This window comes from Blautia parvula (assembly GCF_020215665.1).
In the GTDB taxonomy this organism is placed as follows: Bacteria; Bacillota; Clostridia; order Lachnospirales; family Lachnospiraceae; genus Blautia; species Blautia celeris.
Map to the genome: position 1 here is coordinate 2,290,930 of NZ_CP084061.1, position 21,874 is coordinate 2,312,803.

Here is a 21,874-nt window from a genome sequence, read left to right on the forward strand (position 1 = left end):
TTAATAAGCCGATTGACTAATAGAAATCATTACCATGATTTGTCTGTAAACATCCCATAGATATGAGAATGTTTCGTAATTAAAGAATTGTTTTTGTTTAGGAAAAATCAGCAAGGGGCTGAGGGGTATACTTTTTATTTCCCTCAGCCTTCCCTGTTGTATAAGTTATACTGCTAAATGATTATTTGAAGTATTCCACCCCAGATTCAAAGATCCGGATGTCCTGCTCGCCATAGATATTCATGGCTACCCCGCACCCGCGGCGCTCACTGTGGGCCATCTTGCCCAGGATACGTCCGTCAGGGCTTGTGATACCCTCGATGGATGCATAGGAGCCGTTTACATTCCACTCTTCATCCATGGTCACATTGCCGTCCAGATCACAGTACTGGGTAGCTACCTGGCCGTTGGCGAAAAGTTTCTGCAGCCACTCATCACTTGCCACGAAACGTCCTTCTCCATGAGATGCCGGGTTCGTATATACATTGCCCAGCACAGCTTTCTGAAGCCATGGAGATTTGTTGGAAACCACTTTTGTATAAACCATCTTGGAAATGTGGCGTCCGATGGTGTTAAATGTCAGTGTCGGTGAATCTGCAGTCTGTCCGGTGATCTCACCGTTCGGAACCAGTCCCAGCTTAATAAGGGCCTGGAAACCGTTGCAGATACCAAGGGCAAGACCGTCTCTCTCATTTACCAGTCTCATAACCGCATCTCTGATCTTCGCATTCTGAAATGCAGTGGCGAAGAATTTTGCGGAACCGTCCGGCTCATCACCTGCGGAAAATCCGCCCGGGAACATGATGATCTGTGCCTGGTCAATGGATTTTTCAAAAGCGTCCACAGAGTCACGGATATCTGCTGCATCCAGGTTCTTAAACACTTTTGTGATAACTTTTGCACCGGCCCTCTCAAATGCCTTTGTACTGTCATATTCACAGTTGGTTCCCGGGAATACCGGTATAAATACAGTGGGCTGTGCAATCTTATGAGAGCAGATATGAATACTTTCGGCATTGTACAGGCCTCTGTCCTCATTTTTTGTAATATCGTCGGTCTCGGAACCGGAGCGTGTTTTGAAAACTTTCTCCAGTGGTGTTTTCCATGTTTCCAAAGCCTCTGCCATGGAAATCGTCACATCTTTATATTCAATGGCAGCCTTGTCTGTCACTTCACCGATCAGAGTGTAGGTGATAGCCAGCTCGCCCACTTTCTCTGCTTTTACTTCGCAGATAATATCGCCGAAGCCTGCGCTGAACAGGTCTCTCTCGTCCACATTGTGCTCAATCTTCACACCCATCTGGTTACCAAATGCCATTTTGCTCACAGCAGGAGCGATACCCTGACGGTCAATGGCATAAGCTGCCACAACACGTCCGGCCTGAATATCTTCATGAAGTTTTGCGTACTGTTCTTTCAGTGCCTCAAAATCAGGAAGGTCATACTCTGCTTTCGGCGCACGCAGCCACACCAGCTTATGTCCCGGGGATTTCAGTTCCGGTGTGATGACGTCTCGTTGTTTTGCCACATCCACCGCAAAGGATACCAGTGTAGGAGGAACATCAATATCATTAAATGTTCCTGACATGGAATCCTTACCGCCAATAGAAGGAAGTCCGAATCCCAGCTGTGCAGCGTAAGCACCCAGCAGTGCGGCAAAAGGCTGGCTCCAACGGTGCGGGTCTTCTGTCATTCTGCGGAAATATTCCTGGAATGTGAAACGGATCTTGCTGTAATCACCGCCTGCAGCCACAATTCTGGCAACAGATTCCGTCACTGCATACACAGCTCCGTGGTATGGGCTCCAGCTTGACAGATACGGATCAAATCCATAGCTCATCATGGTGACAGTTTCTGTGCTGCCATTTAATACCGGAACTTTTGCAACCATTGTCTGTGTTTCGGTGAGCTGGTATTTTCCGCCGTAAGGCATGAATACACTGCCGGCTCCAATGGAACCGTCAAACATCTCCACCAGCCCTTTCTGAGAACAGGTGTTTAAGTCAGCCAGAGTATCCAGCCAGCGTTTTTTCACATCTGCGGACTCCTCTGCGCGATCCAGAATGTTTCCTTCTTTGCTTGGAACATCAACGAATACATCTGTTTCCTGATGGGCACCATTGGTATCCAGGAATGCTCTGGAGAGATCAACGATCGTTTTTCCTCTCCAGTTCATCACCAGACGCGGGCTTTCTGTGACAACAGCCACAGGAACAGCCTCCAGGTTCTCTTCTTTTGCATAAGCCAGGAACTGCTCTGCATCTTTCGGATCAACCACTACTGCCATACGCTCCTGAGACTCAGAGATACCAATCTCTGTTCCGTCAAGGCCGGCATATTTCTTCGGTACTTTATCCAGGTCGATCTGCAGTCCCGCTGCCAGCTCACCGATGGCAACAGATACACCGCCTGCACCAAAGTCGTTGCACTTCTTGATGATCTTACTTACTTCTTCTCTTCTGAACAGCCTCTGGATCTTTCTCTCCGTCGGCGCGTTTCCTTTCTGCACCTCAGCTCCGCAGGTCTCAATGGATTCTTCTGTGTGCACTTTGGATGAGCCTGTAGCACCGCCGCAGCCGTCACGTCCGGTACGTCCGCCCAGCAGGATGATGATATCATTGGGGTCAGAATTCTCACGGATAACTGCACGTCTCGGAGCAGCGCCAAGTACGGCACCAATCTCCATACGTTTTGCAACATAATTCGGATGATATACCTCTTTTACATATCCGGTTGCAAGACCGATCTGGTTTCCGTAAGATGAATAGCCATGTGCTGCACTTCTGACCAGTTTTTTCTGAGGCAGTTTTCCTTTCATGGTATCTTTAACAGATACTGTCGGGTCTGCCGCACCGGTCACACGCATAGCCTGGTATACATAGGTACGTCCTGACAGCGGATCACGGATAGCACCGCCGAGGCACGTAGCCGCACCACCGAAGGGTTCGATCTCTGTCGGATGGTTGTGAGTCTCATTTTTGAAGTTGATCAGCCATTCCTCTTCTTTGCCGTCCACATCAACAGGAACAACAATACTGCAGGCGTTGATCTCATCGGACTCTTCCTGATCCTCCAGCTTGCCTTCTGCTTTTAATTTTTTCATAGCCATCAAAGCCAGGTCCATAAGGCATACGAACTTATCGTCTCTGTCTTTGTAGATCACCTGACGGTCAGCCAGGTATTTCTCGTAAGTTTTTACGAGAGGCTCTTTGTAATCGCCCTCACCGAATTCCACGTTCTTCAGCTCTGTGGAGAAGGTAGTGTGGCGGCAGTGATCTGACCAGTAGGTATCCAGTACACGGATTTCTGTCATGGACGGATCACGTTCCTCTTCATTTATAAAATAGTTCTGGATGTGCTGGAAATCCTTGAATGTCATGGCAAGATTCAGGGATGCATACAGCTCTTTCAGCTCTGCCTCAGGCATCTGGCGGAATCCCTCAAAAATCTTTACATCTGCAGGGTCTTCAAAGTTTGTGACCAGTGTTTCCGGTTTTGCTGCCTCTGCTTCCCTGGAATCCACCGGGTTGATACAGTGTTCTTTAACAGCCTCAAACTCCCCGTCAGTAATATTTCCTTCAATAACATAGGTGGTGGCGGAGCGGATAATAGGCTCCTCGTCTGCCTTTAAGAACTGTATACACTGTACAGCGGAATCTGCTCTCTGGTCAAACTGTCCCGGAAGGAACTCTACGGAAAATATTCTGTCCCCTTCCTTCATCTCAAAGGTTTCCTGATATAATACATCCACCGGAGGTTCGGAAAATACACAGTTACATGCTTTCTCAAATGCCTCATCGGAAATATTTTCTACGTCGTAGCGAATCAGAACGCGGACTCCCGCCACATCCTTAATACCCAGATACGTACTTATCTCATGGGCAAGCTCCTTTGCCTGTACGGCAAATGCCGGCTTCTTCTCTACATAGACACGTCTTACACTGCTCATGTTGGCTCCTTTCTGCCTTTTTCTTCGGCACACCAAAACCTGCATTGCGGTTTCTTATGAATTGTGTTATTCAGCACCAGCTAGGAATTATACTCCTCTCCGGCCGCTTTCTTACTTATCATAACATGGATCACTTCATTAATAAAATTAATATATCTTATATTTTTTATAATTACTACTAATATGTAAACTCGTTTTTTAATTTATTTTTTTCATTTTATAATTCCAGAAAATTGTTCCCGCAGCCAAGAACAGGAAGAGTACGGGAGGGGGTCTGGGGAGCCATATGCCTGCGGGCGATGTCTAGTGGAGCGCCGCGGAGATCCACCTGCCCCAGTTACTTAATGAAGAGGCCACTGCCGATGAATTTAGTAACTGGGAGCAGGTTAGCTCCGTGGCAGCGAAACGCTTCGCCCGCAGGCATATGGCTCCCCAGACCCCCTCCCGTACTCTTCCGTCCGCATGCCCCCCATCTTCCGGTTTTCTCACAAAACCAGTTGACTTGCCCCTCCCCCTTTGCTAAACTCAAGTAAGTTACCAACATTTACTAAGGAGATTCAAACATGAAACTGACCGCAAAACACACGATCTACGGCTGCTACCTGGGCTATATCACCCAGGCGATCGTCAACAACCTGCCGCCGCTTTTATTCCTCACCTTTCACAACCAGTTCGGCATCTCTCTTGAGAAGATCAGCCTGCTGATCACCGTAAACTTCTGTATCCAGATACTCATAGATTTTCTGGCACCGGGAATCATAAAAAAGGTGGGATACCGTTCTGTGGGGATCACGTCCTTTCTGGTCACCACCCTGGGACTTACAGGATTTACCTGGCTTCCCTTTGTTCTGCCCAATGCCTATGTGGGTATCCTCATCTGTATGGCATTCAATGCCATCGGCGGCGGAATCCTGGAAGTTATCGTAAGTCCTATTGTGGAGGCCTGCCCAAGTGAGAATAAAGAATCCGCCATGAGCCTTTTACACTCCTTCTACTGCTGGGGGCATATGGGTGTGGTGATTCTCTCCACCCTGTTCTTTGTTGTGATCGGCATTGATTCCTGGCGGTACCTTCCGGCTCTGTGGGCACTGGTTCCGCTGTTCACCTGCCTGATGTTTTTCAAAATCCCTATCTACAGCATCGAGGGAGATGACGAGGAGACGAAGATTCCCGGAGGCATCTTCAAAAGCGGTATCTTCTGGGTTCTTTTTCTGCTGATGATCTGCGCCGGTGCATCGGAACAGGCAGTGAGCCAGTGGTCTTCCCTGTTTGCAGAGGACGGCCTTGGTGTGAGCAAAACCGTGGGTGACCTTCTCGGCCCCTGCGCCTTTGCATTTTTCATGGGACTTTCCAGGCTTCTGTATGGTATCAAGGGCGATAAGCTGAATATCCGTCACGGCCTGCTTGGAACCAGTGCTCTATGTATTGTGGGGTATCTCATTACCAGTTTGTCCCCCCTTCCGCTTCTGTCTCTGGCAGGATGCGCGCTGTGCGGTTTCTCTGTGGGTCTGATGTGGCCCGGAATTTTCTCTCTGGGAGCCGTGCTGTGCCGGGGCGGCGGTACCATGATGTACGCCATGTTTGCCCTTGCCGGTGATGTAGGATGCTCTGCGGGCCCTTCAGTTGTGGGATTTGTCACAGATGCAGTGGGTTCCATGAAGACAGGAATTCTGGCTGCTCTCATATTCCCGGCTGTTTTGTTCCTTGTCATGCTTGGACTGCAGAAGAACTCTGCAAAGGAAAAGGCAGCGGATACTTCCGCTCCAAACTTAAGAAGCCAGGAATAGCCCCGGCAACGGGATATCTTCAAAAAGCCAGGAATAGGCCCGGTAATGAAGGATTTTCAGGAAGCTGGGTATACACCCGGTAACGGAGGATTTTTATGGATATCAGCTTTGAACTCTATAAAGTATTTTATCACGTGGCTTCCACACTGAGCTTTTCGGAGGCCTCAAGGCAGCTTTTTATCTCACAATCGGCTGTGAGCCAGTCTGTAAAATCCCTGGAACAGAAGCTGGGCCACCCCCTCTTTGTCCGAAACACAAAAAAAGTGGAGCTGACACCAGAGGGGGAAACTCTTTTTCGCCATGTACAGCCGGCAGTCTCCCTGCTTCTTCAGGGTGAGAACCAGCTCATGCACACAGCTTCCGCAGAGGCGCCTCTGCGGATCGGTGCCAGCGACACCATCTGCAGATATTTTCTGGTGCCGTATCTGCGGCGTTTCCACCAGGAATTCCCGGATATCCATATCAAGGTCACCAATGCCACTTCCATCGGATGCGTGGAACTGCTGGAAAACAGACAGGTGGACTTCATTGTCTGCAACTATCCCAATTCAAGACTCAGGATAAAAGAACACTACAAGACAATTCTGACTTTCCGGGATGTCTTTGCCGCAAATAAGCATTACTTTGATTTTACGGATCAAAAGCTCTCCCTGACAGAGCTGCACCGGTATCCCCTTCTCATGCTCAGCAAAAAAAGCACCACCAGTGAATTCCTGCACAGCCTGTTCCTGCAGAAAGGCCTGAACCTGACGCCTGAGGTGGAGCTGTCCAGTAATGACCTGCTTCTGGACCTGGCATACATTGGCCTTGGGATTGCCTTTGTCCCGGATTTCGTCCTGGAACAGAGGAAAAAGGGCCTGTACCGGCTTGAAATAAAAGAAGAGCTGCCCGAAAGACACCTGGTTCTGGCTTACACCGAACAGCAGAGTACCTCCGCGGCAGCAAATGAATTTCTGAAATATTTTGACGGCACCTGACTTTTCCGTCTCACAAGACAGAATCTATCAATAACTTTGTATATTCCTCTTTCGGATGCATGATCACCTCATCCGGAGTCCCTTCCTCCACGATCATGCCCTGATACATCACCAGCACATAATCACAGAAATTCTGTACCAGCGCCAGGTCATGGCAGATCAGCAGGATGGAAAGCCCCATCTCCTTTTTCAGCTTTTGGAGCAGCCCTATGATCTGGGACTGCACCGTCACATCAAGGGCACTGGTTGCCTCATCGCAGATGAGCAGACCCGGTTCTACTGCCAGTGCCCTTGCAATGGCTGCCCTCTGGCATTGGCCGCCGCTGACCTCATGGGGAAAGCGGGCTGCATATGTCTCCTCCAGCTCCACCATGGAAAGCAGCTCTTTCATCTTCTCTTTGGCATCTTTTCTCTTCATCCCGTAATTGATCATGCCTTCCATGATACCGTCACCCAGACTGCACCTGGGGTCAAAAGAATCCTGGGGGGTCTGGAATACCATCTGCACATTTTTATACAATTCCCTCCGTTGTTTTCTTCCGGCTCCCACCATCTCCTGTCCATACAGAAGAACACTTCCCGCGTCCGGTTTTGTAAGATGCGTGATCATTCTGGCTGTTGTGCTTTTTCCGCAGCCGCTCTCACCCACGATTCCCACACAGGAACCTTCGCTTACCGAAAAACTCACGCCATTCACAGCCGGATATGCCTTTTTTGCCTTATAAAATGTCTTTTTCAGGTCTTTTACTTCCAGTATTTTTCCCATGCCTTAACCTCTGTGAATCCGCAGTACCGCATTGATCAATCTGCGGGTATACTCTTTTTGGGGATGGTGCATCACTGCATCTGTATCCCCATACTCCACCAGTCTGCCCTGATACATGACAGCCACTTTATCTGCCATGTATTCCACAACGCCAATGTTATGGGTGACGATAGCAATCGTTGTACCGAATAGTTCCCTCATCTTCATCATTTCCCGCACCACCTGTGCCTGGACGGTCACATCCAGGGCACTGGTGGGCTCATCTGCAAAGAGAAGGTCCGGATGCAGGATCATGGCCATCATGATGCCCACCCTCTGGTTCATACCTCCCGACAGTTCAAAAGGATAGCTGTTTAAGATCCTCTCCCCGTCAGCAAGCTTCATCTTATCAAACAAGTCCATGGCCCGTTCTTTGATCTCCTGCCTGGATACTTTCTCATGCTGAAGAACTGCCTCGTAAAGCTGGTCTCCTATGGTGCGTATGGGACAAAGGGACGCACCTGTGTTCTGGAAGACCATTCCCATCTGAGGTCCCCGCAGTTTACGCAGTTCTTCCCCTTTAAGCTCCGTAACATTTTTATCCTTATACCGGATGCTGCCGCCTGTCACTGCCCCGTCGCTGCCCAGAAGCCCCATAGCAGCTCTGATCAGCGTGCTTTTCCCGCTGCCGCTCTCCCCTACGATCCCCAGGATCTGCCCCGGCAACAGGGTCAGGCTGACATCCTCCAGAACAGGTTTCCCCGTATAACACACCTGCAGATGTTCCACAGATAAAATCGGCTGTCCCATATTTCCAGTCCTTTCTTTTGTACTATTCACGGCAGCCATTCCGCAGGTCAGCGCATTTACTGCGCTGCCCCAACAGCCGCCGTTTAATTTTTATCCAAATCTACTGTGATCTCATAATAATCACAGGGATGCGCTTCCAGGCCTGTGACACCTTCGCCGGATACGATTGACATTTTCAGATGGGAAGCAAAAATAAACGCATTGTCATCCAGGATGGTCTGCGTCATCTGTGTTGCCAGCTCTGCGCGTTTCTCTGTGTCAAACGCAGACTTCATTTCCTCTTCCAATGCCTGCAGCTTGTCGCTGTGGTAACCGCCGCGGTTTTTGGAGGATTCATCCAGGCAGTGTGTGGTAAAGAAATATTCCGGGTCTCCTGTGGGCGCGCAGACGAACGCTCCCGCATAAATATCCCACTCCCCTTTGTCCAGAAAGCTCTGGAAATCCGCGGAACAGTTTACGTCCACTTTGATCCCCACCTCTTTCATGGTGGCCTGCACAGATTCTGCCAGCAGCGGAAGTTCCTGACGGCTTGGGTATGTCACCCAGCGGATGGTGAGATTCTCCCCGTTTTTGTCCACATATCCGTCTCCGTCGCTGTCCTTCCAGCCGGCCTCTTCCAGCAATTTTCTTGCTTCCTCCGGATTGTATTTCGGCGCTGTCACGGTGTCATCGCCAAAGGCAAAGTTTGCCGGGAAGGGGCCTTCTGCAGCAGTTCCGTTTCCGTCAAGAAGCGTTTTCGTGAAATTTTCCTTGTCAATGGACATGGCAATGGCTTTTCTTACCTTTTCATCCTGAAGTGCCGGCGTGTCATAATTCATCTGTCCGAAAAAGGAACGGGACGTCTCCACAGAGGAAATGGTGTAGGGCTTCTCTGCAAACAGCGGCAGACTGGCATAGGGAAGGCCGTAGGCAGCGTCAAGTTCGCCTGACTGCATGGCCATGGTCATGGTATCCCCGTCAGAAATGGTCTTCACATGGATGGTATCCAGCTTCGGCTCCCCATCCCAGTAGTTCTCATTTTTCACTAAGGTAAGCCCTGTATCTGTTTTGACCTCTGTAGCAATATAAGGACCGGTACCAGCAACATTTCCATCCTCTGATACACCGGCCTCCATATCCACAATACAGCCGTACGGGTCTGACAGATAATTGATCAGTGCCGGGACAGGTTCCTCTGTGGTGATGGTCAGGATCTGTCCGTCTGCGGAAATCTCCTTGATCTTCAGATCTCCCTTTGCTCTTTCATGGACACTCACCAGGTCATCCAGGCATTCTTTCGCCGCCTGCGCATCCAGCCTGCGTCCGCTGGAAAATGTCACATTGTCCCGCAGGGTGATCTTCCAGGTATTTTCATCTGTCATTTCATATTCCGCGGCAAGCCATGGTTCCAGTTCCATTTTATCGGAATATTTGAATAAAGTCTCTCCGATGCCATAGCGGATACACGCCCATCCGGAATAGCCGTTGTGGGGATTGACATCCGATTCATCATTCTCCGCATTGAATGTGGTATCCCCGTAATAAAAGACCTTCTCCCCCGCTGAGGCATTGTCTTCTGTCTTCGTATCTGTGCTGCCGCCTCCGCAGCCGGATAAAAGCCCTGCCGCCAGACAGAGCGGCAGAAGTACAGCACCGGCTTTCTTATGAAACAGTCTCTTTTTACGCATTTTCAGTCTCCTTTTCTCTTCTGTCTCTTATTTCTGCGCGGGTCCATTACATCCCGCACCGTATCGCCTAACAAATTAAATAACATGACCGTGAAAAATATTGCAAAGCCCGGTGCAAGGATCACCCACGGGGATGTCTGGAGCATGCTTCTTCCGCTGCTCATCATGGATCCCCACTCTGCGATGGGAGGAACTGCCCCCAGTCCCAAAAAGGACAGGCCGGCGATCTCCATCATCATAGTGCCTATATCCAGGACACCGGTGACCAGAACAGGCCCCGCAATATTGGGCAGCATATGTTTTCTGATGATCTTCCATGTCCCGGAGCCGGACAGCCGGGCTGCCGCAATGAACGGCGCCTCCTTCATGGCCATCACCTGGCTCCTGGCGATCCTTGCATACTTCGGCCAGGATATACAGGCCAGAGCTACAACTGCATTGATGATGCCTCCTCCTGTGACACCGGCGACGGCAATGGCAAAGACCATGCCCGGAAATGCCAGGAAGACATCTGATATCCTCATGAGCACCGTATCTGTTTTTCCGCCGTTATAACCGCAGAACACCCCGATCATGGTTCCCACTGTCATAATGATCAGCACCAGCAGCAGGGAGGAAAATATGGTGGTCTGCCCTCCCATGATCACTCGGGAAAGCATGTCTCTTCCATACCGGTCTGTTCCCAGCAGGTGCGCACCGCCGGGCGGCAGAAGTGCATGCTCCAGGTCCTGGGCATAGGGGTCATAGGGAACGATATGATCAGCAAAAACCGCGGCCAGAAGCAGCAGTCCCACCAGGATGGACAAAATAATACATTTCAGCTTTGTATAGTCTCTCTTCATCCTCCTGCCTCCTCCTGTCCCATACGGATTCTCGGGTCCAGACAGCAGTAAATGATATCTGTGACAAGATTCACAAGTACATAGATGACAGCCATCCAGATAACATACGCCTGAATGACCGGATAATCACGCATGGTTATGGCGTCAACAGCCATTTTTCCCACGCCGTCCCACATAAATATGGACTCCACAATGGCTGTCCCCCCAAGCAGGGAACCAATGGACAAGGCCAGAAGCGTCACTATGGTCAGCATGGATGCCTTCAGGACACTGAAATAGAGGATTCTGTTTTCCCGCACCCCCCGTGCCCGTGCGCCCTGCACATACTCTTTATTCAATTCCTCCAGCACTGTGGCCCGGACCTGCCTGGTGTATTTTGCTGCCATTGCAAGCGCCAGGGTAAACGTGGGCAGAATGATGCTCTTCCACCCCCGGGCATTCCCCATAACAGGAAACCAGCCGAGTTTCAGGGAAAAGAAGTATATGAGCAGCAGAGACACAAAAAAATTCGGCAGGGAATTCCCGATAAAACTCAGAAACCGGATGAGATAATCCCAAAAACGGTTTTGTTTTACAGCCGACAGGATTCCGCAGGGAATAGAGATCAGCACAGTCAGTAAAAGAGAAGTAACTGCCAGTGCAATGGTAGCCGGAAGCTTGGATACAAAGGTAGTAAACACCGGCTGTCCCGACACAAAGGATTTCCCCATGTCACCGGTGAGCACGCCTTTCAGCCATACAACATACTGTTCCGGCAGCGGCTTGTCCAGTCCCAGCTCTTCCCTGGCTGCCGCTTTCTCCGCCTCAGACATGGCTCCTCCCGTGTTCTGCTCCATCACATCCACTGCGTCCATGGCAGAGGCCTGCATCAGAATAAAGGACAGCAGTGTGATTCCTATCAGAATGGGAATCAGCTGCAGAAGCCTTTTTACGATATACTTTTTCATCTCCTCATTCCTTTTTGCCGCAGATCATGAAAATCGGTGTAGGGTTATAAAACTCATCTTTTTCCAGATAGATCCGCCTGCTGATCCCCAGATCAATGAAAAACTCCTCAAATCCCATCTGTCCCAGAGTCTCCACATCCCAGGCCGGACGGACCAGGGAGCTGATGGGAAGCTGGCGCTTGATCTCCTCACACTCCTGCATCATTTCATCTCCCAGGGTGTGATGGGCATGGTTACCCGGCAGTTCCGAGGTGTCCGCAAAATTGCTGGCACCGTAATTGGCATCAAAATTCAGAAGGATTCCCCCTTCCTTCAACACCCTTCCCCACTCCTCATAGGCTTCCTTCACATGGGGCAGCGTCCAGGTCAGGTTCCTGGAAATGACAACATCAAAGCTGTTGTCCTCAAATTCCAGTTTCTCCGCATCCATGACCAGGAAACGGCAGGACACATTTTCCTCTCTGGCCAGTTGTTTGGAATTGACGATCATCTCAGGGGTCAGATCCGTCCCTGTCACCTCATGGCCCAGCCTGGCCAGCAGGATAGAAAAGAAGCCGGATCCGCATCCCACGTCCAGGATTTTCAGGTTCTTCCTGTCCGGAAGTTTTCGTCCTATCTCCCTGAGCCAGCGGTCCGCAAGGGGGCTTTTCAGCTCTCTGCGCCTCTGCTCCATGAAGCTCTCACTGCGCTTTGCCCAGTATTCCGTGATCCGCTCTTTTCTGTCGTCAAAATTCCTGACGATCCTTCCGTATGCGATCATGGGACCGTTTTCCAGTACCTGCAGGCTGCCTGTCTGGTAGAGGATAACGCCGTCGCATTCCGCGCGGCAGACTTCCGTCACATTTCCCTCATAGTCCTTTACCGTACCCAGGACCTCGCCTCCCTGGATCATATCTCCCGGCATCTTATAGGGATACCAGAAGCCTGTGGCGGATGCAGCCTGGTATCGGATATCAACCACATCGAGAGGATAATAGATGCGGTAATCCCTCTGTCCCTCGTAGATACCCAGAGAGCAGAGGACATTCCGCACATCCCTTCTGGTTGAGCGGACTTCCTCCATGGTCCAGCCGCCCATGCCGCCTCTCTCTATGAGAATGCCGGGAATTCCCATATGCGCTGCATAATTGTAGGCACCGCCTGTGGCAACCGTGGAGCGCACCATGTAGGGCACGTCCACCTGCTCTGCCATTTTTCTTGACATTGCCACAACACGTTCTTCGGCCTTACCCGCATAATACACATAAGGGGTAAGCTGCTCATAATCGTCACCACTGTGTAAGTCAATACAAAAATCAACCGCCGGAAACAATTCCCGGGTGATTGCCCAGGCAAGCTGCTGTGTGGCACTTCCTTCGGGATCTCCGGGAAATTCCCGGTTCAGGTTCTTTCCATCCTCCACACCCAGGCTTCCGCCCCTGCATTCAAATGCCTCCCTGCATATGACCTTGACGATCACCACCGTCCCGTTGATCTTCTTTATTTTCAGTTTTTCCGCCAGCTCCATGGCTGCCTGTATGCCCACATATTCCCCAGCATGGACACCAGCCATGATGAGAACGGTCTTCCCCGGCTTTTCTCCGTTTAAAACAGCTGCCGGCAGTTTAAATTTTCCCTCCGCCAGTTCCAGTAATCCACTGCAGGATTCCCCCGGTCCCGCTTTCATATTGCCAATCGTAAATGTTTTCGTATTAAGCATAAACTTTGCTGTCCCCTTTCCGTCCATGGATCATAAACATGGGTGTGGAGCCGTAGTTCAGCTTCTCCTCTTCACTCCAGACCCGTTCCCAGACCTTCGTATCTGTATGTATCTCGGCAAATCCTGTTTCTTTTAATATCTCTGCATCCCAGCCCGGACGCGTTTTGGCGGACAGGGGCATCTCAAGGGCGATCTGCTCCATGGCGTCAATATCTGTACACAGGTAATGATCATCCAGGCTATGCTGCTCCACATTTTTCCTGTCCTGCTCATAGGCCTTCCGCTTTTCCTCATCGTAGAGATAGCCGTACCAGTTGGCATCAAAATTCAAAAGCCTGCCGCCGGGTTTCAGCACCCGGTACCATTCCCTGTAAGCCTGCCACGGTTTTTCCAGATTCCAGGTCAGGTTTCTGGAGATCACCACATCGAAAGTATTGTCCTCAAACCCGAGGTTCTGGGCATCCATCCGGTAAAAGTCAATCCTTTCACACAGACTGCCCGCGTTTTCCATAGCCTTATGAAGCATCTCCCTTGTATAATCCACTGCAGTGACACGGTATCCCGCCTCTGCCAGGATCATGGGGAAAAAGCCCGGGCCTGTGCCAATATCCAGTATTTTGATTTCCTCCTTGGGCATCTTGGGAAATTCTGCCTCCAGCACATCCAGCCAGGCTTCTTTCTGCATTCCCTCCAGCTCCTTGTGATTCACTTCGGAATACCCCTCCGTGCGGGTACTCCAGTATTTTTCTATTTTTTCCAACAGCATTTTCATTCTTCCGTCCTTTATATACTCTCAAGGATATCAAAAGGTTTCGGGGCAGAACAAGACAGTCCCCCTGCCCCGGAGCCTTTTGATATCCTGACCACTTTACTTTATCAGAACAAAAAAAATGCCACAAGCCCCATGGGGGGATTATGGCATTTCAATATCCGCATTTTTGTTAAATTTCAGCGATGGCTTCCACTTCGCACAGCACATTCTTAGGCAGAGTCTTTACTGCCACGCAGGAGCGTGCCGGTTTGCCTGTGAAATATTTTCCATATATTTCATTGAATGCTGCGAAATCGCCCATATCTGACAGAAAACAGGTTGTCTTAACTGTCTTCTCATAGCTGCTTCCCGCCTCTTTCAGCACTTCGCCCAGGTTCTTCATCACCTGTTCTGCCTGCTCCTCGATGGTCTTGGCTGTGATCTCACCTGTAGCCGGGTCAATGGGAATCTGGCCGGATGTGAAAACCACACCGTTTAAAATCATTGCCTGTGAATATGGTCCGATCGCTGCCGGAGCCTTATCTGTGCTTACTACCTTCATAAAAATATCTCCCTTCTGAATTACAAATCTTCCCCTTTTATCCCGGGGAATGTATATATTATACGTTTCCAAAAGGGAACGGTCAAGTCAAAGTAACGCTGTTTCCTCTGTATGCCCCCAGAATTTACTGCCGATATAGCCCTCCCGCCAACTTCTTTGCGTAGGCAAGTCCTGTCCCCGGCACGTCCTCCGGGAAATATTCCAGTCCCATGTAACCCTCATATGCCCCGTCCTCGATTGCCTGAAATACATAGGGGTAATTGATCTCCGACTGATAAAGCTCATGCCGTCCCGGATTACCTGCCGCGTGGAAATGCCCTATATATGGAAGATACTCCCGGATCCTCCGGACCAAATCTCCCTCTGTGATCTGCTGATGATAGATGTCAAACAGCATTTTTACATTTGGACTTCCCACCTCTTTTATGATCTCTGCCGCCTCATCCGAACCGGAGAGAAAATATCCCCTATGGTCCACTCTCAGATTCAGCGGCTCCACCACCAGGGTGACCCCTTTCTTTTCCAACAGAGGCGCACAGGCTTTCAGTCCTTCCACCAGTGACTTTCTCTGCAGTTCCCTGCCTGCCCCTGTATCCGCCCCGGTCTGTGTTATCAGGCATCTGCAGTTTAAACGCTCTGCAATGTCCAGCGTCTCCTCCAGTCCTTTCACATAGTCACTGCGAAGCATAGGGTCCGTAAGGCTGATGAATTTTGTACAGAATGCCGCAACACAGAACCCTTTTTCTTCCTGGTATTCCCTGAGCTTCTGTATATCCTTATCCTCCCAGCCCCAAAATTCAATGGTATCCAGCCCGTTTGCCAGCACATCATCAATGGCATCCCTCATGTCTTTTCCTGCATAGACTGCGTCCACGCACACAGAAATCTTCAAATCGTTTCCCTCCTTTTGTCAGTAAGTCAGCATAACCTGTATCACCTGTCCCGGGTCTCGGCCTCCCAAAATTTTTCCACCCTCTCCCTCTCATCCCCCAACGAACAAACCTCATACCCTTCCCATTCCCCCGGAAACAACTCCCTATAGGCCCTCTGCAGAAATCTCTCATCCAAAAGCAGCACAACCCCTCTGTCCTCTTTCGTCCGTATCACCCTCCCGGCAGACTGCAGTACCTTATTCATCCCGGGATATCTGTAGGCATACTCAAACCCCGCTTTATTCTTCTCATCATAATAATTTTTCAAGATCTCCCTCTCATATCCCACCTGCGGCAGCCCTGTCCCCACCAGAATTGCCCCGATCAGCTTCTCCCCGGTCAGATCTATCCCTTCCGAAAAAATACCGCCCATCACACAAAATCCTACCAGCGTCCCATCCGATTCTCCCTCAAACCGTTCCAGAAACGCTTCCTTCTCCCCCTCGGTCATATTTCCTGACTGCAGCACACACTCCAGCCCCATCCCCAGACTCTTCTCCTCAAAGATCTCATACACATCCTGCAGCATCCGATAAGAAGGAAAAAACACCATATAATTCCCCCTCTTCACGGTTACGGTCTGCAGAATATACTGCGCCAGCTTACCATACTCCTCCTCCCCCCGCCTGGTATACTTACTGCTCACATCCCTGGCAATGAGGAGCTTCAGATTCTCCCGCGGAAACGGGGACGCTGCGCAGATGGCATAATCATCCTCCCTGGTGCTGAACAGCGACCTGTAATATCCCATAGGCAGCAGCGTAGCGGAAAAGAACACGCTTCCTCTCCCCTTATTCAAACACTCCTGCAGATTCACCTTGGGATTCACACAGAACAATGTCAGATAAAATCTCCCCTCTGCCCCGTGATGCGTATAGATCACATAGTTCTCATCCACCAGATCATACATATTTAAAAAATGCCGCACTGCAAAGGAAAACTCCAGCACAGTACTGCGCACCTTTTCCTCCTGCTCTCTCTCCAGAAAATTTTCCATCTCTCCCAGAAGATTCATAAGCTGCAGCGCCAGCGCTCCTATATTTTCCATTACCCTGTACTCATCCTGGCACTCCCTCTTATATTCCAGCAGTACCTTATTACACTTTTCCAGAATCCTCTCCAGCTTTCTGCTGTGCTCCTTCACTGCTTTCTTCACTTCCAGAAAATCCTCTTTACAGAGCACCGCGCTGTACATATTCCTTCCCCGGTCTACCAGGTTATGGGCCTCGTCGATCAAAAACAGATAATCCCCCTTCACGCCATCCCCAAAAAACCGCTTCAGATACACATTCGGATCAAACACATAATTATAATCACAGATCACCGCGTCCACCCAGGTGGAAGTATCCAGACACATCTCAAAAGGACACACCTGCCACTTCCGTGCCTGCATAAGCAGTTCCTCCCGCTGATACGTGTCCTGCTCTGTCAGAAGCTCATACACCGCGTCATTCACTCTGTCAAAATGCCCATTGGCATAAGGACACTTCTCGGGATTACACTCCACCTCATCCATCAGGCACATTTTTTCCTTGGAGGTGATCGTGAGTGTCTTATACGACAGTCCTTTCCCTTTGAGAATAGAAAACGCCTCCTCCGCCACCGTCCTGGTGATCGTCTTGGCTGTCAGATAGAAAATCTTATCACCATAACCTTCTCCCACAGCCCGCACAGCCGGAAAAAGGGCTGCCATAGTCTTCCCAATCCCGGTAGGCGCCTGAATAAACAGTTGTTTCCCGCTCCTGAATGTGTGATAGACCCCGGCTGTCAGATTCTTCTGTCCCTCCCGATACACATAAGGAAACTCCAGCCCCTGCATGGACTCCCTGCGTTCCATCCTTCTTTTATACTGAAAATAAGCCCATTTATAATACTGCCCCATTAGATCCGAGAACCACTTTTTCAGCGCAGACACAGACATCTCTTCCCGGAACCGCTTCACCTGCTCTGTCTCCAGCTGACAATACGTCATCTGCACCCCGATCTTTTCTAATTCCTTCTGCGTCCCGTAAATATAGGCATAACACATAGCCTGTGCCCTATGAACCGGCACCGGCTCCTCCAGGAATTCCAGATCCCTGTAAACACCCTTGATCTCATCAATGGTAACTCCATCCTTCTCCTCTATGATCCCATCTGCCCTGCCTTCCAGCCGGACAACAAATTCATCAAATTCTTCCTCCCACACCAGGGGAACCTCTGCCCGATAAGACAGCCCCATCTGCTTCTGTATTTTCCGGTGTACCTTACTCCCTTTCCTCATAGCCTCCCGGTCCGCAGACACTGTCCTCCGGTTATCCAAATTCCCACTGCGCAGTATAAACTCCACCAGATTCCTAACCGATATCCTGATAACTTCCTTCATCTCATCCATACCCCCATTCTAACACAGAACCTATGTTCCTGTACATCCCCTCTCCCGTTTCCGCCGCGCTTACCCGTCCGCCAACCTGTTGTCTCCACAAACAAAAAAAGAGCGGAAGCCCCACCAACGGTGTTCTTCCGCTCAAAAATTAACATATCAGTTCCTGAGAAATCCCCCTCTAAGCAATCGCATATCTGTCCAGAAACCTATCGAATCTCTCATCATGCCCATTGCATCTTACTGTGAGCACACGCGTCAAATCCATGCTCAAAACCCCAAGGATTGACTTCGCATCAATGATTACTCTGTTGTAAAAAACATCGATATCAAATTCACATTTGCTCGCTTCGCTGACAAACTCTTTCACGTCGCCTGTCTCGTTCAGCTTAATCTGGCGTTGTACCATATTTACCATCCTTTCTTTAAGAAACAACACGCCAACTGATATTTTAGTTATGTCTTGATTCTTTGTTGTTAGGACGTATTATGACAGTTCTTCCTGATTTTGTCAATATTTCGCCATAATTTTCCTTTCTTCACCAAAAACCGCTGTTTTCCCACATTTTTTAGTAAAAAGAACAGGAATATTTTTGTCGAAACTTGTCTAAACTGTGCAGATTGACGTTTCCCTTTATCCATGATATACCAGTTTTCATTTTACACAGAGAAATATTCCTAAATCAGGCACCCAAATTTTGTCACTGTATCCGTTTCCTGCCCTCTGTAAGTGCTTACTACCGCACATTTTCAGGCTGCGCACCTGCATTTCTCAGGCTTTCGGCAGATACTGTAGGGAGCCTTTCAGATATTCATTGATGACGTCCGCATAACCGCCGGCGTCCACAATGGCAGCCAGTTCAGGCTCCAGAGGCATCTTGGCAATAACCGGAACACCCAGTTCCGCGCCGATAGCGTCCACTTTGCTCTCACCGAACACGTAAATCTCTTTACCGCAGTCAGGACATTTTACAAAGCTGTAGTTTTCCACCAGACCGATCACCGGCACATTCATCATCTTGGCCATGTTGTAAGCTTTTCTCACAATCATATGCACCAGATCCTGGGGAGATGACACAATGACAATACCGTCCACCGGCAGAGACTGGAACACAGTCAGCGGAACATCTCCGGTTCCCGGAGGCATATCCACGAACAGATAATCCAGCTCGCCCCATATAACATCTGTCCAGAACTGCTTTACCATGTTGGCAAGGATCGGACCTCTCCAGATGACCGGAGCCTCTTCCTGCGGCAGAAGCAGATTGATGGACATAATTTTAATATCATTCTTTGTCAGAATCGGATAAATGCCGTTGTCATCTGCTGTCGCAGAACCTTTGATGCCGTACATCCTGGGAATGGAAGGCCCTGTGATATCCGCATCCAGAATACCCACACGGTAACCTTTGGATGCCATCTCATTGGCCAGTGACGCAGTCACAAAGGATTTGCCCACGCCGCCTTTTCCACTGACAACCCCGATAACCTTTTTAATATCGGAATATGCATTCAGCTCTTCTTTTGGGATTCCGCCGCCGTTTGCATGGCTGCATCCCTCACAACTTTTTTTATCACAGCTCTTGCTGTCGCATTGTTTCTTTTCTTCACTCATGATTCTTTCCTTTCCCACTGCGGTTTATACTTTATTTCATAAACCTGTCAATGGCTTTATTTAATTCTTCCAGGGCCTCTTTATCCCCGCTCTCCACTGCATCCACGATACAGTGCTCAATATGATCCTGCAGGATCACCTTTCCCGTATTGTTGATGGCCGCCTTCACTGCCGAAAGCTGTATCAGCACTTCACTGCAGTCTCTGCCGTCCTCCACCATGCGGCGGATGGATTCCAGATGGCCGATGGCTCTGGACAAACGGTTCAGCACCGCCTTGGTATGGGTGTGGGTGTGTGTATGGGAATGGGAGTGCCCATGCCCCTGTGCGCCGGCATTTTCATGCACATGCTCAATCACTGTACCGTCCGGAAGACTGTGTGTATGGACATGTTTTATCTCTTCCATTGTGGTTTCCTCCTCGCGCTTTCTCTATTATATCAAACCCAGAAAAAAAAGCAACGCCTTCCCTGTTTATAATAAATATAAGAAACTAAATTTCCGAAAATGTAAATCTCTGATGTACATCCGCTGTCATCACATCATAGACCACACTCCCGTCTTCCTTCTCCGTTTTCTCCATGCGGAGTTCTTTCTCAGACCTGAATTTTGCCTCCAGCCATACCTCGGGACTCTCCATATCCACTTCCCGGATGAAATTATCCCTGGAATGGTTTCCGGGACACTGGTTAAATATCTCATGTATCACTTCATATGTTCTCATATTTCTTCTTCCTTTCCCTGGTGCTGCACAGAACCTGCCGTTCCATGCAGACAGTCTTAATCCAATTTCTTATATCTTATCACAATCGTGCAGATTTTGTGTCATTTTTCCCTCATATTTTACAAAAAATTTAAAAACAAATTGCCAAGCCAGGATAAATATCGTATTATGATAGTTACCAGAAAAAACGGAAGGCCTCTGACATCTGCCGTAAACGGCAGCGTAGAGCCAGCTTCCGACACGTAAAACCAGGGAGGAATTCAAATGCAGCTTTTAAAAGAGCGTATTCTAAAAGACGGCACGGTAAAGCCGGGTAGTATACTGAAGGTGGACAGCTTCCTGAACCACCAGATGGATATACCATTCATCAATGAGATTGGCAAAGAGTTCAAGAACAGATTTGCCGACTCCCCTATCACTAAAATTCTGACCATCGAGGCCTCCGGCATAGGTATTGCCTGTATCGTGGCACAGTATTTCGGCGTCCCGGTCGTATTTGCCAAGAAAGCCCAGAGCCTGAATCTGGACGGTGAGATGTACACCACCAAAGTCCAGTCCTTTACTCATAAAAAAGTATATGATGTAATATTATCAAAAAAATTTCTGCAGCCTGAAGACCATGTGCTCATTATTGATGATTTCCTGGCTAACGGATGCGCGCTCCAGGGCCTCATTGAGATTGTGGAGACAGCGGGCGCAACCCTGGAAGGGGCCGGCATCGTCATTGAGAAAGGCTTCCAGCACGGAGGAGACGCGCTGAGAGAAAAAGGCATCCGTGTGGAATCCCTGGCGATCGTGGATTCCATGAGCGATGATTCCCTCACCTTCCGCGACTAGGTTTTACGGGGCAGTCCAAAACTGGACTGCTCTTTTTTTATGAAACTGGCTCTTTATAGAATGCCAATTTTCCGCTATATTTGGTAAAAGAAAGTCTATATAAAGGAGTGGTTTTATGGAAAACAAAACGAAAAAGATAGTAATGACCGCACTTTTCGCGGCACTGGCCTGTGTTGCCACCATGTCCATCCGCATTCCCACACCGGGTACCAGCGGTTACATTCATCCCGGAGATGCCATTGTCATTCTGGCCGGAATCATTCTGGGGCCTGCCTACGGATTCCTGGCAGCGGGAATCGGTTCCTGTCTGGCCGACCTGCTGGGCGGATACTTTGTCTATGTTCCCATCACCTTTGCCATCAAGGGTCTGGTTGCACTGTTCGCTGCCCTTGCCTATAAAAAAATAGCAAAAGACAGTAAAACAGCCTGGGCAGGCGTCTTTGCAGGCGGAATCATTGATATGGTTCTCGTGGCAGGCGGCTACTGTCTCTGTGAATTCTTCCTGTACGGCACAGCCGCTTTCCTGAGCGTGCCCTCCAATCTGATCCAGGGTGCCAGCGGACTGATCATCTCCCTGATCCTCTACCCGCTTCTCACAGCGGTACCTGACATTAAACGTATGATTGCCTCAGCGTGATATCTGAATAACAAAATTTTACATCACATAAAA

General features: G+C 49.5%; 19 protein-coding genes. 4 read left to right on the top strand and 15 right to left on the bottom strand.

Annotated elements, in window-relative coordinates; genetic code table 11:
• Window positions 1-181: 181 nt before the first annotated feature.
• A complete protein-coding gene (locus tag LC508_RS10750) occupies window positions 182-3,949 on the bottom strand; it encodes a phosphoribosylformylglycinamidine synthase (RefSeq protein ID WP_103732932.1) in 3,768 nt (1,255 codons plus the stop codon).
• A 563-nt stretch (window positions 3,950-4,512) separates the two neighbouring features.
• Here LC508_RS10750 and LC508_RS10755 point away from each other — a divergent pair.
• On the top strand, window positions 4,513-5,736 hold the full coding sequence (locus tag LC508_RS10755; RefSeq protein WP_033142494.1) for an MFS transporter: 1,224 nt from the start codon (window positions 4,513-4,515) through the stop codon (window positions 5,734-5,736).
• A gap of 95 nt (window positions 5,737-5,831) precedes the next feature.
• The gene (locus tag LC508_RS10760) at window positions 5,832-6,713 is read left to right on the top strand and encodes a LysR family transcriptional regulator (protein ID WP_103731774.1); all 882 of its coding nucleotides are present in this window, start codon (window positions 5,832-5,834) and stop codon (window positions 6,711-6,713) included.
• 10 nt (window positions 6,714-6,723) lie between these two features.
• On the opposite strand, the gene LC508_RS10765 is transcribed toward LC508_RS10760, so the two are convergent.
• From LC508_RS10765 to LC508_RS10830, 14 genes are all read right to left on the bottom strand, one after another.
• Complete coding sequence (locus LC508_RS10765) at window positions 6,724-7,479, bottom strand: ABC transporter ATP-binding protein (RefSeq protein WP_033142496.1); 756 nt, start codon at window positions 7,477-7,479, stop codon at window positions 6,724-6,726.
• Between the two features lie 3 nt (window positions 7,480-7,482).
• Entirely contained in the window at window positions 7,483-8,268 is a 786-nt protein-coding gene (locus LC508_RS10770) for an ABC transporter ATP-binding protein (protein WP_103731775.1), read from the bottom strand.
• Between the two features lie 83 nt (window positions 8,269-8,351).
• Window positions 8,352-9,935 carry an ABC transporter substrate-binding protein gene (locus LC508_RS10775; RefSeq protein WP_033142497.1) on the bottom strand — a complete coding sequence of 528 codons (1,584 nt, stop codon included), beginning with the start codon at window positions 9,933-9,935 and terminating at the stop codon, window positions 8,352-8,354.
• 2 nt (window positions 9,936-9,937) lie between these two features.
• Window positions 9,938-10,777 carry a nickel transporter permease gene (nikC, locus tag LC508_RS10780; protein ID WP_118594125.1) on the bottom strand — a complete coding sequence of 280 codons (840 nt, stop codon included), beginning with the start codon at window positions 10,775-10,777 and terminating at the stop codon, window positions 9,938-9,940.
• Window positions 10,774-11,724 carry a nickel ABC transporter permease gene (nikB, locus tag LC508_RS10785; protein WP_033142499.1) on the bottom strand — a complete coding sequence of 317 codons (951 nt, stop codon included), beginning with the start codon at window positions 11,722-11,724 and terminating at the stop codon, window positions 10,774-10,776. Before nikB ends, nikC begins: the two co-directional genes overlap by 4 nt.
• A gap of 4 nt (window positions 11,725-11,728) precedes the next feature.
• Window positions 11,729-13,423, bottom strand: coding sequence for a methyltransferase domain-containing protein (locus LC508_RS10790; protein WP_103731777.1), 1,695 nt, complete (start codon window positions 13,421-13,423; stop codon window positions 11,729-11,731).
• Entirely contained in the window at window positions 13,416-14,195 is a 780-nt protein-coding gene (locus LC508_RS10795; RefSeq protein ID WP_033142501.1) for a class I SAM-dependent methyltransferase, read from the bottom strand. Before LC508_RS10795 ends, LC508_RS10790 begins: the two co-directional genes overlap by 8 nt.
• Window positions 14,196-14,364: 169 nt before the next feature.
• Window positions 14,365-14,736: a RidA family protein gene (locus tag LC508_RS10800; RefSeq protein WP_033142544.1), complete on the bottom strand. Its 372-nt coding sequence runs from the start codon at window positions 14,734-14,736 to the stop codon at window positions 14,365-14,367.
• 124 nt (window positions 14,737-14,860) lie between these two features.
• On the bottom strand, window positions 14,861-15,628 hold the full coding sequence (locus tag LC508_RS10805) for a hydroxypyruvate isomerase family protein (RefSeq protein WP_033142502.1): 768 nt from the start codon (window positions 15,626-15,628) through the stop codon (window positions 14,861-14,863).
• A 41-nt stretch (window positions 15,629-15,669) separates the two neighbouring features.
• Window positions 15,670-18,042 carry a helicase C-terminal domain-containing protein gene (locus tag LC508_RS10810; protein ID WP_103731778.1) on the bottom strand — a complete coding sequence of 791 codons (2,373 nt, stop codon included), beginning with the start codon at window positions 18,040-18,042 and terminating at the stop codon, window positions 15,670-15,672.
• Window positions 18,043-18,211: 169 nt separating this feature from the next.
• Window positions 18,212-18,439, bottom strand: a complete 228-nt coding sequence (locus LC508_RS10815) for an HPr family phosphocarrier protein (protein ID WP_033142504.1) — start codon at window positions 18,437-18,439, stop codon at window positions 18,212-18,214.
• A 363-nt stretch (window positions 18,440-18,802) separates the two neighbouring features.
• On the bottom strand, window positions 18,803-19,645 hold the full coding sequence (locus LC508_RS10820) for an Mrp/NBP35 family ATP-binding protein (protein ID WP_033142505.1): 843 nt from the start codon (window positions 19,643-19,645) through the stop codon (window positions 18,803-18,805).
• Between the two features lie 31 nt (window positions 19,646-19,676).
• Entirely contained in the window at window positions 19,677-20,051 is a 375-nt protein-coding gene (locus tag LC508_RS10825; protein WP_054353509.1) for a metal-sensing transcriptional repressor, read from the bottom strand.
• A gap of 85 nt (window positions 20,052-20,136) precedes the next feature.
• Entirely contained in the window at window positions 20,137-20,367 is a 231-nt protein-coding gene (locus tag LC508_RS10830; protein WP_054353510.1) for a hypothetical protein, read from the bottom strand.
• Between the two features lie 264 nt (window positions 20,368-20,631).
• On the opposite strand from LC508_RS10830, the gene LC508_RS10835 reads away from it, so the two are divergent.
• On the top strand, window positions 20,632-21,204 hold the full coding sequence (locus LC508_RS10835; protein WP_103733217.1) for a xanthine phosphoribosyltransferase: 573 nt from the start codon (window positions 20,632-20,634) through the stop codon (window positions 21,202-21,204).
• Between the two features lie 115 nt (window positions 21,205-21,319).
• Window positions 21,320-21,841, top strand: a complete 522-nt coding sequence (locus LC508_RS10840; RefSeq protein WP_033142509.1) for an ECF transporter S component — start codon at window positions 21,320-21,322, stop codon at window positions 21,839-21,841.
• Window positions 21,842-21,874 lie beyond the last annotated feature (33 nt).

Coding starts and splice junctions, on each gene's coding strand:
- LC508_RS10750 (WP_103732932.1), bottom strand. CDS start 3,949: ATGAGCAGTGTAAGACGTGTCTATGTAGAGAAGAAGCCGGCATTTGCC.
- LC508_RS10755 (WP_033142494.1), top strand. CDS start 4,513: ATGAAACTGACCGCAAAACACACGATCTACGGCTGCTACCTGGGCTAT.
- LC508_RS10760 (WP_103731774.1), top strand. CDS start 5,832: ATGGATATCAGCTTTGAACTCTATAAAGTATTTTATCACGTGGCTTCC.
- LC508_RS10765 (WP_033142496.1), bottom strand. CDS start 7,479: ATGGGAAAAATACTGGAAGTAAAAGACCTGAAAAAGACATTTTATAAG.
- LC508_RS10770 (WP_103731775.1), bottom strand. CDS start 8,268: ATGGGACAGCCGATTTTATCTGTGGAACATCTGCAGGTGTGTTATACG.
- LC508_RS10775 (WP_033142497.1), bottom strand. CDS start 9,935: ATGCGTAAAAAGAGACTGTTTCATAAGAAAGCCGGTGCTGTACTTCTG.
- nikC (WP_118594125.1), bottom strand. CDS start 10,777: ATGAAGAGAGACTATACAAAGCTGAAATGTATTATTTTGTCCATCCTG.
- nikB (WP_033142499.1), bottom strand. CDS start 11,724: ATGAAAAAGTATATCGTAAAAAGGCTTCTGCAGCTGATTCCCATTCTG.
- LC508_RS10790 (WP_103731777.1), bottom strand. CDS start 13,423: ATGCTTAATACGAAAACATTTACGATTGGCAATATGAAAGCGGGACCG.
- LC508_RS10795 (WP_033142501.1), bottom strand. CDS start 14,195: ATGAAAATGCTGTTGGAAAAAATAGAAAAATACTGGAGTACCCGCACG.
- LC508_RS10800 (WP_033142544.1), bottom strand. CDS start 14,736: ATGAAGGTAGTAAGCACAGATAAGGCTCCGGCAGCGATCGGACCATAT.
- LC508_RS10810 (WP_103731778.1), bottom strand. CDS start 18,042: ATGGATGAGATGAAGGAAGTTATCAGGATATCGGTTAGGAATCTGGTG.
- LC508_RS10815 (WP_033142504.1), bottom strand. CDS start 18,439: ATGGTACAACGCCAGATTAAGCTGAACGAGACAGGCGACGTGAAAGAG.
- LC508_RS10820 (WP_033142505.1), bottom strand. CDS start 19,645: ATGAGTGAAGAAAAGAAACAATGCGACAGCAAGAGCTGTGATAAAAAA.
- LC508_RS10825 (WP_054353509.1), bottom strand. CDS start 20,051: ATGGAAGAGATAAAACATGTCCATACACACAGTCTTCCGGACGGTACA.
- LC508_RS10830 (WP_054353510.1), bottom strand. CDS start 20,367: ATGAGAACATATGAAGTGATACATGAGATATTTAACCAGTGTCCCGGA.
- LC508_RS10835 (WP_103733217.1), top strand. CDS start 20,632: ATGCAGCTTTTAAAAGAGCGTATTCTAAAAGACGGCACGGTAAAGCCG.
- LC508_RS10840 (WP_033142509.1), top strand. CDS start 21,320: ATGGAAAACAAAACGAAAAAGATAGTAATGACCGCACTTTTCGCGGCA.